At 57.2% G+C, this 15,602-nt stretch carries 14 protein-coding genes; 10 read left to right on the top strand and 4 right to left on the bottom strand.

From position 1 onward, the window contains the following. Positions 1-5: 5 nt before the first annotated feature. From IB212_RS11590 to IB212_RS11610, 5 genes are read left to right on the top strand one after another with little or no spacing between them, the layout of a single operon-like run. Positions 6-950, top strand: a complete 945-nt coding sequence (locus IB212_RS11590; RefSeq protein ID WP_188245604.1) for an ABC transporter permease — start codon at positions 6-8, stop codon at positions 948-950. Continuing rightward, a complete protein-coding gene (locus IB212_RS11595; RefSeq protein WP_188245603.1) occupies positions 947-1,798 on the top strand; it encodes an ABC transporter permease in 852 nt (283 codons plus the stop codon). Before IB212_RS11590 ends, IB212_RS11595 begins: the two co-directional genes overlap by 4 nt. Beyond that, a complete protein-coding gene (locus IB212_RS11600) occupies positions 1,795-3,402 on the top strand; it encodes an ABC transporter ATP-binding protein (protein WP_188245602.1) in 1,608 nt (535 codons plus the stop codon). The genes IB212_RS11595 and IB212_RS11600 overlap by 4 nt, the downstream gene beginning before the upstream one ends. After that, positions 3,399-4,388 (top strand): putative FMN-dependent luciferase-like monooxygenase, encoded by a 990-nt coding sequence (locus IB212_RS11605; protein WP_188245601.1) that lies wholly within the window; start codon positions 3,399-3,401, stop codon positions 4,386-4,388. The genes IB212_RS11600 and IB212_RS11605 overlap by 4 nt, the downstream gene beginning before the upstream one ends. 10 nt (positions 4,389-4,398) lie before the next feature. Then, complete coding sequence (locus IB212_RS11610; RefSeq protein WP_188245600.1) at positions 4,399-5,490, top strand: alkylhydroperoxidase domain protein; 1,092 nt, start codon at positions 4,399-4,401, stop codon at positions 5,488-5,490. Positions 5,491-5,496: 6 nt separating this feature from the next. On the opposite strand, the gene araJ is transcribed toward IB212_RS11610, so the two are convergent. After that, complete coding sequence (araJ, locus tag IB212_RS11615; RefSeq protein ID WP_163332286.1) at positions 5,497-6,672, bottom strand: MFS transporter AraJ; 1,176 nt, start codon at positions 6,670-6,672, stop codon at positions 5,497-5,499. Positions 6,673-6,836: 164 nt separating this feature from the next. On the opposite strand from araJ, the gene ppk2 reads away from it, so the two are divergent. The 3 genes from ppk2 to IB212_RS11630 all read left to right on the top strand — a co-directional run bounded on the left by ppk2 (position 6,837) and on the right by IB212_RS11630 (position 8,269). After that, positions 6,837-7,655, top strand: coding sequence for a polyphosphate kinase 2 (gene ppk2, locus IB212_RS11620; protein WP_188245599.1), 819 nt, complete (start codon positions 6,837-6,839; stop codon positions 7,653-7,655). A gap of 102 nt (positions 7,656-7,757) precedes the next feature. Next, the gene (locus IB212_RS11625; RefSeq protein ID WP_188245598.1) at positions 7,758-7,946 is read left to right on the top strand and encodes a hypothetical protein; all 189 of its coding nucleotides are present in this window, start codon (positions 7,758-7,760) and stop codon (positions 7,944-7,946) included. Next, positions 7,946-8,269 carry a CcdB family protein gene (locus IB212_RS11630; protein ID WP_188245597.1) on the top strand — a complete coding sequence of 108 codons (324 nt, stop codon included), beginning with the start codon at positions 7,946-7,948 and terminating at the stop codon, positions 8,267-8,269. Before IB212_RS11625 ends, IB212_RS11630 begins: the two co-directional genes overlap by 1 nt. Before the next feature lie 51 nt (positions 8,270-8,320). On the opposite strand, the gene fdnI is transcribed toward IB212_RS11630, so the two are convergent. The 3 genes from fdnI to fdnG are packed head-to-tail and all read right to left on the bottom strand — an operon-like array spanning position 8,321 to position 12,913. Continuing rightward, positions 8,321-8,977, bottom strand: coding sequence for a formate dehydrogenase-N subunit gamma (fdnI, locus tag IB212_RS11635; RefSeq protein ID WP_008501728.1), 657 nt, complete (start codon positions 8,975-8,977; stop codon positions 8,321-8,323). Then, positions 8,970-9,854, bottom strand: a complete 885-nt coding sequence (gene fdxH / locus IB212_RS11640) for a formate dehydrogenase subunit beta (protein ID WP_136343321.1) — start codon at positions 9,852-9,854, stop codon at positions 8,970-8,972. Before fdxH ends, fdnI begins: the two co-directional genes overlap by 8 nt. An 11-nt stretch (positions 9,855-9,865) precedes the next feature. Further along, complete coding sequence (gene fdnG, locus IB212_RS11645) at positions 9,866-12,913, bottom strand: formate dehydrogenase-N subunit alpha (protein ID WP_163332284.1); 3,048 nt, start codon at positions 12,911-12,913, stop codon at positions 9,866-9,868. Positions 12,914-13,134: 221 nt separating this feature from the next. Between fdnG and yddG the strand changes: the two genes are divergently transcribed. Together yddG and IB212_RS11655 are read left to right on the top strand one after the other, a co-directional pair. Then, positions 13,135-14,013, top strand: coding sequence for an aromatic amino acid DMT transporter YddG (gene yddG, locus IB212_RS11650; protein ID WP_059354900.1), 879 nt, complete (start codon positions 13,135-13,137; stop codon positions 14,011-14,013). A gap of 476 nt (positions 14,014-14,489) precedes the next feature. After that, a complete protein-coding gene (locus IB212_RS11655; RefSeq protein ID WP_028013256.1) occupies positions 14,490-15,599 on the top strand; it encodes a porin OmpC in 1,110 nt (369 codons plus the stop codon). The last annotated feature ends 3 nt before the right edge of the window (positions 15,600-15,602 follow it).

A 15,602-nucleotide genomic window follows, 5' to 3' on the forward strand; every position in this document is an offset into this window, starting at 1 on the left:
TGACGATGCGCCACGCACTTCTTCAACGTCTTGGGCACGGGCTGCTGGTGCTGTGGGCCGCCTTTACCCTCTCGTTCGTGTTGCTCCAGGTACTGCCTGGCGACGCGGTGCTGATTAAATTTCAGAACCCGGACCTGGGCCTAAGCCCGGCGCAAATTGAGGAGATGCGCGTGGCCTACGGCGCGGACAGCCCGCTGTGGCAGCAATACGGCCACACGCTGCTGGCGATGCTGCGCGGAGATTTCGGCTATTCATTACAGGCAGGGGTGCCGGTCAGCGAGCTGATTGCCAGCAATCTGCCGGATACCCTGAGCCTCGCCCTGCCCGCCTTTTTACTCGCGGTCCTGTTGGCGTTTGCGCTGGCCTTTGCGTCGCGTCTGCCGGGTCTGCGCTGGCTGAGTAATACCCTCCAGTCTCTGCCGGTTCTGTTTATCTCCTTACCCACGTTCTGGCTGGGGATTGCCCTCATTCAGCTTTTTTCTTTTCAGTTGCGGCTGATCCCGGTGATTAATCCGACGCCGCTGCAGGGGCTGATCCTGCCGATCGTGACCGTCGCGATCCCGATCTCCGCCCCGCTGGCGCAAATTCTGATGCGCAGCCTGGACCAGGTGGCGACGCAGCCGTTTGTCGCCGTCGCCCGCGCCAAAGGGCTGAGTGAAACCGCCGTCCTGTGGCGCCACGTCACCGGCAACGCGCTGCTGCCGGTACTCAATATTGCCGGGCTGCTGCTGGGCGAACTGATTGCCGGAGCGCTGATCACCGAAACCGTATTTGGCCGCATCGGGCTCGGGCAGCTGACCCAGCAGGCGGTGAACAACCAGGACATCGCCGTGCTTCAGGCGGTGGTCATGATTTCCGCTCTCGGCTTTGTCCTGATCAATCTGCTGGTGGACCTGCTGATGCCGCTGCTGGATCCCCGTCTGCAAACCGTTACCGGAGGTGCATCATGAGCCTGGTCGAATACGCTGCCGCCGCGCGAAAACGCGTTCCCGGCTGGCAGGGCGTCGCGTGGCAGCCGGGACTGTGGCTGGCGTGGGCGGTGATTATTCTCGCGATTTTTGCTGCCGTAGCCCCCGGCCTGTTAACCCACTACAGCCCGATTGAGGGCATCGCAGGAGCGCAACGTCTGGCACCGCAGGCGGGCCACTGGCTCGGCACCGATCAGCTTGGCCGCGATGTTTACACCCGCATTGTGTATGGTGCGTCCCACTCCCTGAGCGCAGCGCTCGCTGCCGTCACGATGGGGCTGGTGGTGGGCACCGGTCTGGGGGTGATCGCCGGCGCGTTCGCTGGACGCGTCGAATCTTTCCTGATGCGTTTTGTCGATGTGCTGTTGTCCATTCCGTCTCTGCTGCTCTCGCTGACGGTCATTATTCTGCTCGGGTTTGGCACCGTTAACGCCGCCATTGCCGTCGGCGTGGCCTCCATCGCCAGCTTCGCCCGCCTCGCGCGCGGTGAAGTGGTGCGCATCCGCCATACGGATTATGTCGAGGCGGCGTTTGGCAGCGGCGGGACGTTCCTGGCGGTCCTGTGGCGACACATACTGCCCAACGCCTTAACCGCCGTCCTCGCCTTTGCCACGCTGCAGTTTGGTCAGACCATTCTGGCCCTCTCCACGCTGAGCTTTCTCGGCTACGGCACCCCGCCGCCCGTGCCGGAATGGGGCTTATTGATTGCCGAAGGTCGTAACTATCTCTCTACCGCCTGGTGGTTAACTACCTTCCCCGGCGTGGTCGTCATCGCCGTCGTGCTTGCCACCAACCGTATCAGCCAGCAGTTCAGCGGAGGCCTGAAATGACCGTACTCTCGGTAGAAAACCTGACCATCAGCTACCGTACCGCGCGCCAGTGGCGCGAGGTGGTGCATAACGTCAGCTTCACCCTCCGGCGGGGGGAAATGCTGGCCTTTGTCGGCGAATCCGGCTCAGGTAAAACCACCACGGCACAGGCGATTATCGGTCTGCTGGCGGATAACGCCCGACGCGATGCCGGGAAAATCGTGCTCAACGGCGAGGAGATTAGCCGGTGGTCAGCGAAGCGTCTCGATACCCTTCGCGGCGCGCGAATCAGCCTGGTTCCGCAGGATCCAGGTAATTCACTCAACCCGGTGAAGACGATCGGCGTACAGGTCGGGGAAATTATTCAGCAGCACCAAAAGGTAACGGCACTCCAGCGCGACGAGCAGGTGCTCGCCCTGCTGACAAAGGTCGGCCTGAGCCATCCCGAACAGCGCATGAAGCAGTATCCGCATCAGCTCTCCGGCGGGATGAAACAGCGCGTGCTGATTGCCATCGCCATCGCCCTGCGCCCGGACGTGATCGTTGCCGATGAGCCCACCAGCGCGCTGGACGTGACGGTGCAAAAACGCATTCTCGATCTGCTGGATATCCTGCGTCGGGAATCGGGTACTGCGGTTCTGTTTGTCACCCACGATCTGGCGCTGGCTGCCCAGCGCGCGGACAGGCTGCTGGTGTTTCGCAACGGTGAGGTTCAGGAGCACGGCGACACCGCCGACATTGTCCGCACGCCGCAGCATGCCTATACCCGTCAGCTACTGAGCGATCTCCAGGGCCAGCGCCTGACCATCGCCCCGGTAGCTGGCCTTCCGCTGGCGTCACCGGCCATTCGCGCCCGCGCCATCAGCAAACGGTTCTCGCTGGGCAAAGGTCATCACCTTCAGGCGCTGGATCGGGTGACGTTTGACGTCAGGCGCGGCAGCACGCATGCGCTGGTCGGTGAATCCGGCTCCGGGAAAACCACCCTCGCCCGTATTTTGCTGGGTTTTGAACAGGCGGACAGCGGACAGGTCATTATTGATGATATTGATGCCACCACGCTCAGTCGCGAGGCTCGTCGTCAGCTGCGCCAGAAGATCCAGTTTGTCTACCAGAACCCGTTCGCCTCTCTCGACCCGCGTCAAACCCTGTTTGACATCATCGAAGAGCCGCTGAAGAACTTTGCTCGCCTCAGCAAGGCGGAGCGCAAGCTCCGGGTGGAGACCGTGGCGCAGCGGGTTGCCCTGCCCGTCGAACTCCTGAGCCGCACCGCCCGGGAGCTTTCAGGCGGGCAACGCCAGCGCGTAGCCATCGCCCGGGCGCTGATTCTGGAGCCGACTATTCTGGTGCTGGACGAGGCCACCTCCGCGCTGGACGTCACCGTACAGGCGCAGATTCTGGCACTGCTTCAGCAGCTGCAGCAGCAACTGGGATTGACCTACCTGTTCATCACGCACGATCTCTCTACCGTCCGCCGGATCGCCCACAGCGTCACGGTGCTGCGCAGCGGTCAGGTGGTCGAACACGGTGACGTCGAGACCTTATTCACGTCGCCACAGAACGACTATACCCGCGAGCTGATTGCCGCCATTCCCCATTTTTCACCCGCTACGGAGGAGTTCGCATGACGCGAAAACGCCTGGGATTTTTCACCCGCCTGCTTGACGACGCCACGCCGAAGGAACGCTATCGTCTGGCAACCGAACAGATCCGCCACGCCGAACGCCACGGTTTTGACAGCGCCTGGATCGCGCAGCACCACTTCCACGAAAGTGAAGGCGGCCTGCCGTCGCCGCTGCTGTTTCTGGCCCACGTTGCGGCGCATACCGAAACCATCCGCCTGGGCACGGCCATCATTACCCTGCCGATGGAAAACCCGCTGCGCGTGGCGGAAGATGCGGCGGTGCTGGATTTACTCGCCGATGGGCGTCTCGAAGTCGGTTTTGGTTCGGGCGGCACGCCGACCTCATTCCTGCCGTTCGGACTGACGTTTGAACAGCGCGGCGCGGCCTTTGCTGACTATTTGCATGTGATCCAGAGCGCCTGGCGCGGGGATTCGCTCACCCATCCGGATAATCACCTTTACCCGCCAGCGCCACAACTGGCTGAACGGATCTGGATTGCCACCTTTTCCGTCGACGGTGCCGTTCGCGCCGCGCGGGCCGGACACGGTTTGATGCTCTCCCGCACGCAGCCGCGCCCGGCAGACCAGTTGGATTTAACGCTCGACGCGATCCAGAACCCGATTGTGGATGCCTACCTTGAGGCACTGCCTGCGGGCATTGCGCCGCGTATTCTGGCCTCCCGCACGTCGTTCGTCGCCGACAGCGATGACTACGCGCTGAAGGTCGCCACGCCGGGTCTTACCAGGCAGGCCCAGCAGCATCGCGCTGCCGGACACGCGGTTAAAGGTGACACCGTCACAGATTTTCGTCGCCAGTTCGACGCCCATATCGGTTCGCCAGAGACGGTGCTGCATTCGCTGCAGGCTGATTCCGTTCTCCGGCGCGCCACGGACATCTCATTCCAGGTCCATTCGGTTGAGCCTACCCATCGCGACACGCTGCGCTCCATCGAACTGATCGCCGAACGGATTGCCCCCCACATCCTTTGAGGAGACACCTATGTCATTAAGTCACGACATTCTCGCCGAGCTGGCGGAAATTAAACCCGGTTCCCCTCTGGCAGAGGCGCGCGCCACGCGGGACGCCGCCACGCGCCACGCACAGGGCAGCTACGAAATCTTATTTACCCAGCAGGATAGCGATTTTGCGCTGGACGAGCGGTTCGCCGTCGCGGCAAAAGTCGCCAGGTGGCACAACGCGGAGGCGCTGGCCGCGCACTATGCGGGGTTTGGCCTGGCCGACCCTACATCCGAACGCCTGACCCCGGCGCTGCACTTCGCGCGCCTGCTGACGTTCTCTCCCGTCGAAGCCACGCCGTCCGCGTTGACGGCGCTGACCCGGGCGGGCTGGAGCAAGGAAGGCATTGTTACCCTGGCGCAGCTTATCGCGTTTGTCAGCTTTCAGAGCCGACTCGTCGCCGGGCTGCGGCTGCTAAATGACAAGCCGGTGGTGGCAAGCGATGCGCCGGTGGCGGCAGGCATCTGGCATACAACCGCAACCACGGTCTCCGGGAAGACGGCTCCCGTCGCGTTCACCCAGCAGGAGCTGGGCTGGGAGCCGTGGATCGACGCCAAACCGCTGGCGGACTTCCGTGATGACGAGGTTGCCGTTCTGGCGAAATTTGGCCATACCGATTCCGACTACTTCCGCCTGCTGGGGCGCAACCTGCCGGTGCTTGAACAGCGCACGCTAACGGATAAAGGAATTTTTTATACGCCGGGGGGATTGCCGCGCGCCGAGCGCGAGCTGGCCGCAACGGTAGCCAGTAAAATTAACGGCTGCATCTACTGCGCCTCTGTCCATGCGCGCAAAGCCAGCCAGCTGTCAAAGGATGACGCGGCGGTAGAGGCCCTGCTGGCCGTACGTCCGGGACGCTCCCTGAGCGAGGGGCAATCTGCGCGCTGGCAGGCGGAAATTAATTTTGCGGCAGCGCTGTCGGTTACCCCGCCTGCCGCCACGCCGCTGCACCTTGCCGCACTGGAAAAAGAGGGGCTTGATACCCTGGCGCAGCTTGACCTGGTGCAGTCCGCTGCGTTCTTCGCCTGGGCCAACCGCCTGATGCTGACGCTGGGTGAGCCCTGGCTTGCCTGAATGCAATCAGGCTAGCGCGCGAGCGTTAGCCTGAGCCTGTCTGGCCCGCAGGTAACCGTAGATCAACAGCGCGCTCATGGCCGAGAACGAGAGGAACGCCGCAGGCAGCGTGACGTAGCGCCAGCTAAAGCCGAGGGTAATCATCATCCCACCAAAGTACGCCCCGATCGCGCTGCCGAGATTAAACGCCATCTGCCCTCCGGCTGCCCCCAGCATCTCACCGCCCTTCGCATTTTGCAGAAGCAAAATTTGCAGCGGTGCAGAGAGCGCAAACAGCCCGGCACAGCAGATAAAGCCCATCACCAGCGAGGCCGTTTTCAGTTCGCCCAGGGCGAAAAGCAGCAGCAGCGAGGCGACAATCACCATATCGGTGATGGCCGCAATGCGCAGCGGGCTAAAGCGCCCCGAGAGTTTGCCACTCAGCAGATTGCCCAACACCATGCCAAGGCCCATCAGCATCATAATGGCCGTCATCATCCCTTCGGAAAAGCCAGAAACGTTGACCATAAACGGCTTAACGAAGCTGAACCACGCGAACACGCCAGCATTGCCAAACATGGTGGCGGCAAAAATCAGCCAGGGTTCCGGTTTCTTCAGGAACTGAAACTGCTCGGACAATTTGATTTCTGATTTGTCATGGATGTCCGGCACCCAGAGCAGCACCGAGAGGATCACCAGCGCATCGAACAGGGCTATCAGGAAAAAGGTATAACGCCAACTGAACTGGTGCCCCAGCCAGGTGCCGAGCGGGACGCCCACCAGGTTGGCCACGGTCATCCCGGCGATCATCCCGGCCACCGCGACCGTCACCCTACCGGGTGGCGCAATTTTAGAGAGGATAATCGCCCCGACGCCAAAAATGGCCCCGTGCGGAAAACCGGAGATCAAGCGCCCCAACGCCAGCCAGAAATATGACGTTGAAAACGTAAACAGGGCATTTCCGACTGCGCACATGGCAACCAGAAACAGCAGCGTCGTTTTTAACGAGAACTTGCCGGAGAACAGCGCCACAATCGGCGCGCCAATCACCACGCCGAAGGCATAAAACGAGATCATATTCCCGGCGGAGGGAATCGAAATACCGGTGTCGTGCGCCAGCTCGGTTAACACCCCCATAATGCCAAATTCAGCCATACCCAGGCCAAATGTGCCAAGCGCCAACGAAAATATTGTCTTTTTCATGCCTCAACCACCGGTTAATCATTCGCGAGGGCATTATTAAATAATCTTGTATGGTGAGCCAGTTCAAATCAGCTGGCTGACACGTTAATCCATTAATTCAGGTGGATTACACTTCATAGTGCGGCCTCGCTTTTTCCACGCCGGACAACCTGAGGATGACAATCATGGGAAGCAAAAAGAAAACCCCTGTCGCTGTTGATGTCGTATCGAATGCCCCCCTTAAGACCAAAGAGTATGAAAAAGAGCTCCGCCGCCTGCACGTCGAACTGGTTAAGCTCCAGCAGTGGGTCGTCGCCAAAGGATTGAAGGTGTGTATTGTTTTTGAAGGACGCGATGGCGCCGGCAAAGGCGGCACCATTAAAGCGATCACCGAGCGCGTCAGCCCACGCGTGTTTCGCGTTGTTGCGCTTCCTGCCCCAACGGATAAAGAGAAAAGCCAGCTCTACTTTCAACGCTATGTGCCCCACCTGCCCTCGGCGGGTGAAATCGTGATCTTCGATCGCAGCTGGTATAACCGCGCGGGCGTGGAGCGGGTGATGGGGTTCTGCACGGAGGAACAGGCGGAGAAATTTTTGGACGGCGCGCCGGTCATGGAAAAAGCGATGGTCGATGCCGGAATTATCCTGCTGAAGTACTGGCTGGAGGTAACGCCGAAAGAGCAGGAGCGGCGCCTGCGCGACCGCATTAACGATGGGCGTAAGATCTGGAAGCTGTCGCCGATGGATATTAAATCCTTTAACCTCTGGGACGAGTACACCCGCGCGCGCGACGCCATGTTTGAAGCCACTGACACCGCCTGGGCACCGTGGTTTGTCGCGCGTTCTGAAGATAAAAAACGCGTGCGTCTGAATATTATTTCGCATCTGCTTTCGCAGATCCCGCATAAAGAAATTCACGTCGACAAGGTGGATTTACCGAAGCGCAAAATCGGCAAAGTTAAACCCACGAAATACCCGTTCCGGTATGTTGAGGAGCGGTTCTGATATAACTGGAAGGCGGCTCGCAGAATATAGATTACCAGGGGATACAGTATTGTTTTTTGTTGGCGGCGGTTGATAATGACCGCACCAACAAAGGAGATAGTGATGAAACCAAATCGAAGCAAAGACTATGGCAGAAGGGAGAGCGTGCCGAGTGGCGCCTCCCGAAATGCCCAGACACCAGCGGCGCAAAGACGACAGCATCAGCAAGATAAAGAGTTCATAAGAGCCATGAATGATTTTACGGCTAAAGCGGGACTATTATCAGACGATCCTTTCTTTGGAGGGATTTAATGTGCTTTCAGTTTGACGTTTACCGTAACCCTTCAGGGAGAACACGGGACTACCAGCCTTATTTTATGATAATTCAACATGACTATTATGATGATTTATCAACAAGACTGATTATTCCATTAAGTTACCACAACTATTTACGTGGCCATGTCAACGCCGCGGCACCGTTAATAAATATTGATTTTCAGCGATATTTTCTTAATACCGCTGGCATAACACACGTGGAGAAAAAGAAACTACATAATAAAAATTTTGTATGCAACCTTCGCTGCGCGAGAAGTACTGTTATCGCGGCGATAGATGCGCTAGTGACAAATACATAACGTAGGCTCGCGCAAGCGCAGCGCCGCCGGGCAAAGCCGACGGCGCAGGTCTTACTTCATCCCTTCCGTGCTTTCCTGTTTTGCTTCCAGTCGCTCCACATCACGGTACCAGCGCGGGTGGTGTTTCTGCGCCCAGCGGCGGCTCACCTTCCCTTCAATCATCCCTTTAATCGACCCTTTCACCCAGAACGCCATATACATATGGATCAGGATGGCGTGGATCAGAATGATGGCTGACGTGGCGTGGATGAGCAGCGCATAGCGAATCACCTGAATCGGGAAGTAGTGTGCAAAATACGGACGCCAGATCATCACGCCGGTCACCAGCAGCACAAAAATCATGCTCATGATGGTCCAGAACATCATCTTCTGTCCGGCATTGTATTTCCCCACCTTCGCGACTTTATGCTCGTTACCCTTGAGGACTTCGACAATCCCTTTCACCCACGGGATGTCCTGCTTGTCCGGAATATTGTGATGGACAAAGCGCACGAACATAAACATCAGCACCACGAAAATCAGCACGCCGAAGAACGGATGCAGAATGCGCCCCATCTGCGGCGTCCCGAAGGTTTCCGTAAGCCACTGTAGCGTCGGGAAAAAGAACGAAATGCCGGATACCGCCACCAGGAAGAAGCAAATGACCACCGTCCAGTGACAGGCGCGATCGACAAATTTGGTGCGCACTATCATTTTCGACTTACTCATGATGCTCCTCCTCGTCGTCATCCACCTCTTTATTCGGCCCGATACCGATGTAGTGATAAATCAGCCCCGCAAAGGTGGCGATAAAGCCCGCCGCTGAGAGCGGTTTAAGCGCCCCTTTCCACAGGTTGATGGAGGTATCGATCGCCGGCTCTTTCGGCAGGTTGTGATACAGCTCCGGCTGGTCATTGTGATGCAGCACATACATCACGTGCGTGCCGCCCACGCCCTGCGGGTTGTAAATGCCCGCCTTGTCGTAGCCGCGCGCTTTCAGCTTGTCCACGCGCTCTTGCGCCACGTCGAGCATCTCTTTTTTGGTGCCGAAGTGGATCGCACCGGTCGGACAGGTCTTCACGCAGGCAGGCTCCTGCCCGACGCTGACGCGGTCCACGCACAGGGTGCATTTGTATACCCGGTTATCCTCTTTATTGAGGCGTGGGATATTAAATGGACAGCCCGCGATGCAGTAGCCGCAGCCGATGCAGTTATCCTGCTGGAAGTCGACGATCCCGTTGGCGTACTGAATTATCGCACCGGCAGACGGACACGCCTTCAGGCAGCCCGGATCTTCACAGTGCATACAGCCGTCCTTGCGGATCAGCCACTCCAGCCTGCCGTTCTGGTCGGTTTCGCTAAAGCGCATCACCGTCCAGGATTTGGCGCTCAGATCCGCCGGGTTATCGTAGAACCCGACGCAGTGCCCCACCTCGTCGCGGATATCGTTCCACTCCGAACAGGCCACCTGGCAGGCCTTACAGCCCACGCAGGAGGAGACGTCGATAAGCTTGGCGACTTCTGCCTTGTAGTCCCGCGCGCGAGGCGCGGGGGTAATCGGGTTAGTCGCGGAGCGTTTAATAATGTCTTGTGTTTCCATCGCCATTTAATCGCTCCTTACGCTTTCTCGATGTTGACCAGAAACGCTTTGTACTCCGGCGTTTGCGAGTTGGAATCGCCGACGTTTGGCGTCAGGGTGTTGGCGATATAGCCTTTCTGCGCCACCCCTTCAAAGCCCCAGTGCAGCGGAATACCGATGGTTTCCACCTGTTGACCGTGCACGTTCAGACGTTGCAAACGACGGGTCACCACCGCCACGGCGCGAATAAAGCCGCGCTTGCTGCTAACCTTCACGCGATCGCCGTTGGCAATGCCTTTCGCCTTAGCCAGCGTTTCGCTTATCTCCACAAACTGTTCCGGCTGCGCGATGGCATTAAGCCGCGCGTGCTTGGTCCAGGTGTGGAAATGCTCGGTCAGGCGGTAGGTCGTCCCCACGTACGGGAATTTGTCCTTTTTGCCTAAGCGCAGCACGTCCTCTTCGTAGATGCGCACCACCGGGCTTGAGACCACATTCGGGTGCAGCGGGTTGGTCCCCAGCGGCGTTTCCATCGGCTCGTAGTGTTCCGGGAATGGCCCTTCTGCCAGCTTGTTGAGGGCGAACAGGCGCCCCAGCCCTTCCGGCTGCATGATGAATGGCCCGGTGTTGCTGCCCGGCGCGGCGGTGTTGTAATCCGGAATGTCGTTCCCCGTCCACTTCGCCCCGTTCCACTGGATCAGCATCCTTTTCGGATCCCACGGCTTGCCGTTCACGTCGGCGGACGCGCGGTTGTACAGCACGCGACGGTTCAGCGGCCACGCCCATGCCCAGCCCAGCGTGTTGCCCAGGCCTGACGGGTCAGCGTTATCGCGGTTCGCCATCTGGTTACCCTGCTCCGTCCAGCTGCCGGTGTAGATCCAGCAGGACGATGCCGTGGTACCGTCGTCACGCAGCAGCGCAAAGCTGTTCAGCAGCTGGCCTTTCTTCGCCACCAGGCTGCCGTTGGCGTCATAGAGATCCGCCAGCGCCACGCCGTTGTTCTCTTTCGCGACTTCCTCAGACTCAGGACGATCCGGCTGCTTGTAGTGCCAGCTCATCTTCAGCAGCGGCTCCGCGCCTTTGCCGCCTTCGGTGCGGTACATTTCGCGCAGACGATGATAAATGCCGGCCAGAATTTCGCCGTCGTTACGCGCTTCGCCCGGTGCATCCTGCCCTTTCCAGTGCCATTGCAGCCAGCGGCCGGAGTTGGCAATAGAGCCGTCCTCTTCCGCAAAGCAGGTGGACGGCAGGCGGAACACTTCGGTCTGAATCGACGCCGGATCGACATCGTTGGATTCCCCGTGGTTCTGCCAGAAGGTGGAGGTCTCGGTCACCAGCGGATCGATAACCACCATGTACTTCAGCTTGCTCAGGCTGCGCACGACTTTGTTTTTATCCGGGAATGACGCCACCGGGTTAAAGCCCTGGCAGATATAACCGGTGACGTCGCCCTTATCCATCATGTTGAAATACTTGATGACGTCGTAAGCCTGATCCCACTTGGGCAGCCACTCAAAGCCCCAGTCATTCTCCTTCTGCGCCGCGTCGCCGTAGAAGGATTTCATCAGGCTGACGTAGAACTTCGGATAGTTGCTCCAGTAGTTCACCTGGTCCGGCAGCGTTGCTTTTGGCGTATTAGCTTCAAGATACGCTTGCAGACTGGCCTGCTTTTCCGACGGCAGCGTCAGGTAGCCCGGCAGGCTGGTGGAGAGCAGACCGAGATCGGTTAAGCCCTGAATGTTAGAGTGGCCTCGAAGAGCGTTCACGCCGCCACCGGCCATCCCCATGTTGCCGAGCAGCAGCTGGATCATCGCCATGGTACGGATGTTCTGCGCGCCCACGGTGTGCTGCGTCCAGCCCAGCGCATACAGGAACGTGGTGGTTCTGTCAGCGGCGCTGGTGGAGGCCAGCACCTCGCACACCTTCAGGAAGTCCGTTTTCGGCGTGCCGCAGATGTTCTCCACCACGTCCGGCGTATAGCGGGAAACGTGCTGCTTCAGCAGGTTCCACACGCAGCGCGGATGCGTGAGCGTTTCATCCCGCATCGCATAGCCGTTTTCATCGAACTGATAGTTCCAGGACGTTTTGTCGTACTGGCGTTTTTCAGCGTCATAGCCGCTGAACAGCCCGTCATCGAAGGCAAAATCATCCCGCACCAGCAGGTTCGCGTTGGTGTAATGCTTAACGTAGTCCGCGTTAATTTTGTTGTTTTCGATCAGGTACAGCAGCACGCCGGAGAGGAACGTAATGTCCGTACCGGAGCGGATCGGCGCATAGATATCCGCCACCGATGCCGTACGCGTAAAGCGCGGATCGACGACGATGAGCGTCGCATCGTTGTTGTTTTTCGCTTCCATCGCCCAGCGGAATCCCACCGGATGGGCTTCAGCGGCGTTACCGCCCATCACCACCACGACGTTTGCGTTTTTAATATCAACCCAGTGGTTGGTCATCGCACCGCGACCAAATGTTGGAGCAAGACTTGCTACCGTTGGTCCGTGTCAGACGCGCGCCTGGTTGTCTACCGCCAGCATGCCGAGAGAGCGCACAAATTTTTGCGTCAGCATGCCGGTTTCATTGCTTGCCGCAGATGCACACAGCATCCCGGTAGAGAGCCAGCGGTTGACCGTCACGCCCTGCTCGTTCTTTTCAATAAAGTTGGCGTCACGGTCGGCTTTCATCAGTTTTGCAATACGGGAGAACGCCTCATCCCAGGAGATACGCTGCCATTTGTCGGAGCCCGGCGCGCGGTATTCCGGGTAGCGGAGGCGGTTTTCGCTGTGGACATAGTCCAGCAGTCCCGCCCCTTTCGGGCACAGCGCCCCACGGCTCACCGGATGATCCGGATCCCCTTCAATATGGTAAATCGCTTCTCTGGCGTTCTTCGCGCCATCGCCCAGGCTATACATCAATAGCCCACAACCCACGGAGCAGTATGTGCAGGTGTTACGGATCTCTTTCGCACGCAGCAGCTTATAGTTGCGTGCCTGAGCCAGCGCCATTTTGGGAGCAAATCCCAGCATTGCGGCTGTGGTTCCGGCCATACCGCCCGCGCAGATTTTGAAAAATTGTCTGCGGCTGACGTCCATTGTTGTCCTCGTTATCTGATAAGACTTCGCGCCGCAAACTAACATTAAAGCCCCTGTTTTTTTTGCGTCAAATCAAGGTCGCCTGACGTCGCCCCCTTAATAGTCACCGCTGCCGCGTTTGAATACCCCTTAAGGGTTAAACACGTAAGAGAATAATTCGCGACAGGGTCAGAATTAATGCTATACATTTTCCCTTTGATTTTATTAGCGATGAAAACGTAATGGACAGAAAGAGAGCAACGCTCACGGGGCTGGCGGCGATACTGCTATGGAGCACAATGGTGGGCCTGATTCGCAGCGTAAGCGAGGGGCTGGGGCCCGTCGGCGGCGCGGCGATGATTTACACCCTCAGTGGGTTATTGTGCCTGGTAACGGTAGGATTTCCTGATATTAAACGTTTTTCACCCGGGTATCTTATTGCAGGCAGCGTACTGTTTGTCAGTTACGAAATTTGTCTGGCGCTGTCGTTAGGCTATGCCGCCACGCGAGCGCAGGCCATAGAAGTCGGTATGGTTAATTATCTCTGGCCGAGCCTGACGATCGTCTTTGCTATTTTATTCAACGGACAGAAATCAACGCTGTGGGTCGTCCCCGGTTTAGCTATCGCTCTGCTCGGCGTGTGTTGGGTATTAGGAGGTGAGCAAGGATTACACATTGATGAAATAATCCGCAATATCGTCTCTAATCCCCTTAGCTATACGCTTGCCTTTGCCGGAGCATTTATCTGGGCCGCCTACTGCACCGTAACCGCCAAATTTGCCAAAGGGCAAAACGGTATTACCCTCTTTGTTTTGCTCACTGCGCTGAGCCTGTGGGTGAAATATACCATTAGCGATCAGCCAGAAATGGTGTTCAGCTTTCCGGTTATCGTGAAGCTCGTTATGTGCGGCATTGCGCTTGGGTTTGGCTATGCGGCATGGAATATTGGCATTCTGCACGGTAACGTCACGGTGCTGGCTGCCGTATCCTATTTTACTCCCGTGCTCTCCGCCGCGCTTGCAGCCGTGCTGCTAAGCTCACCCCTCTCTTTTTCGTTCTGGCAGGGCGCACTGATGGTCTGCGCCGGGTCATTGCTCTGCTGGTACGCTACACGAAAATAGGGTTCAGATTTATGCCGGGTTCGATTAAATCCGGCATAAAAATTAACATAAATTTAATATGTGATCACATCGTAATATATTAATCAGAACATTAGTGCATTTGTTGATGTTCTGTTTATATTAGCTTCCTTCGTCAATTCCCCCGGCATCAAATTGACATAACCTGACACCGCTGCGTAACTACTTCCCTGCGAATATTACCGCTCTTAATAACACGAAATGCAATAATATTCGCCATCATGGTTGCCAAAAAAATAAACTCATACTGATTAAATAATCGCCACAACATTTTATTCAGGCGTCATTAACCCGATCTCGATCACACTAAATGAAATTATTACTCATATTTTGAAACTTATTATTGAAAGACAACTACAAGATTTTTAAAAATAGCACGCCGTTGACGAACAGCCTCGTTTAGAAATCGTTCGCGATGGTTCAGGAAATACTGAAAAAAATTATAAGGAATATTTAAGATGAAACTTAAATTAGTTGCAGTGGCAGTCACTTCCATGTTGGCAGCAGGCGTTGTAAACGCAGCTGAGATTTATAACAAAGACGGTAACAAGCTGGATCTGTACGGTAAAGTGACAGGTCTGCACTATTTCTCTGATGACGCAGGCGCAGACGGTGATAAAACCTACATGCGTATCGGCTTCAAGGGTGAAACCCAGGTTAACGACCAGCTGTCCGGTTACGGCCAGTGGGAATACCAGATTCAGGGTAACAAGGACGAAGGCGACAACCAGTCCTGGACCCGTGTGGCCTTCGCAGGTCTGAAGTTCGCTGAAGCCGGTTCATTCGATTACGGCCGTAACTACGGCGTGATTTACGACGTGACCTCCTGGACCGACGTTCTGCCAGAATTCGGCGGTGACACCTACGGTGCCGACAACTTCCTGCAGTCTCGTGCAAACGGCGTGGCAACTTACCGTAACCAGGACTTCTTCGGTCTGGTTGACGGCCTGAACTTTGCCCTGCAGTACCAGGGTAAAAATGGCAGCGTAAGCGGTGAAAACACTAACGGCCGCAGCCTGCTGAACCAGAACGGCGACGGCTACGGCGCGTCTCTGACTTACGATCTGGGTGAAGGCTTCAGCGTCGGTGGTGCAATGTCCTCTTCCCGTCGTACCGCTGACCAGAATGCAGCTGGCGTATACGGTGAAGGCGACCGCGCTGAAGTGTACAGCGGCGGCGTGAAGTACGACGCGAACAACGTTTACCTCGCGGCGCAGTACTCTCAGACCTATAACGCAACCCGTTTCGGCACCTCTAACGGTAACCGCAGCGACATCTACGGCTTTGCAAACAAGGCGCAAAACTTCGAAGTTGTGGCTCAGTATCAGTTCGACTTTGGCCTGCGTCCATCCATCGCTTACCTGCAGTCTAAAGGCAAAGACATCGAGAACTTCGGCGACCAGGATCTGGTTAAATACATCGATGTTGGCACGACCTATTATTTTAACAAAAACATGTCCACCTACGTGGATTACAAAATCAACCTGCTCGACGACAACCAGTTCACTCGCCAGGCAGGTATCGGTACCGACAACATCGTGGCGCTGGGTCTGACCTACCAGTTCTAAGAT

Origin of the sequence: Enterobacter sp. E12 (genome assembly GCF_014596715.2) — a bacterium.
Taxonomy (GTDB): Bacteria; Pseudomonadota; Gammaproteobacteria; order Enterobacterales; family Enterobacteriaceae; genus Enterobacter; species Enterobacter bugandensis.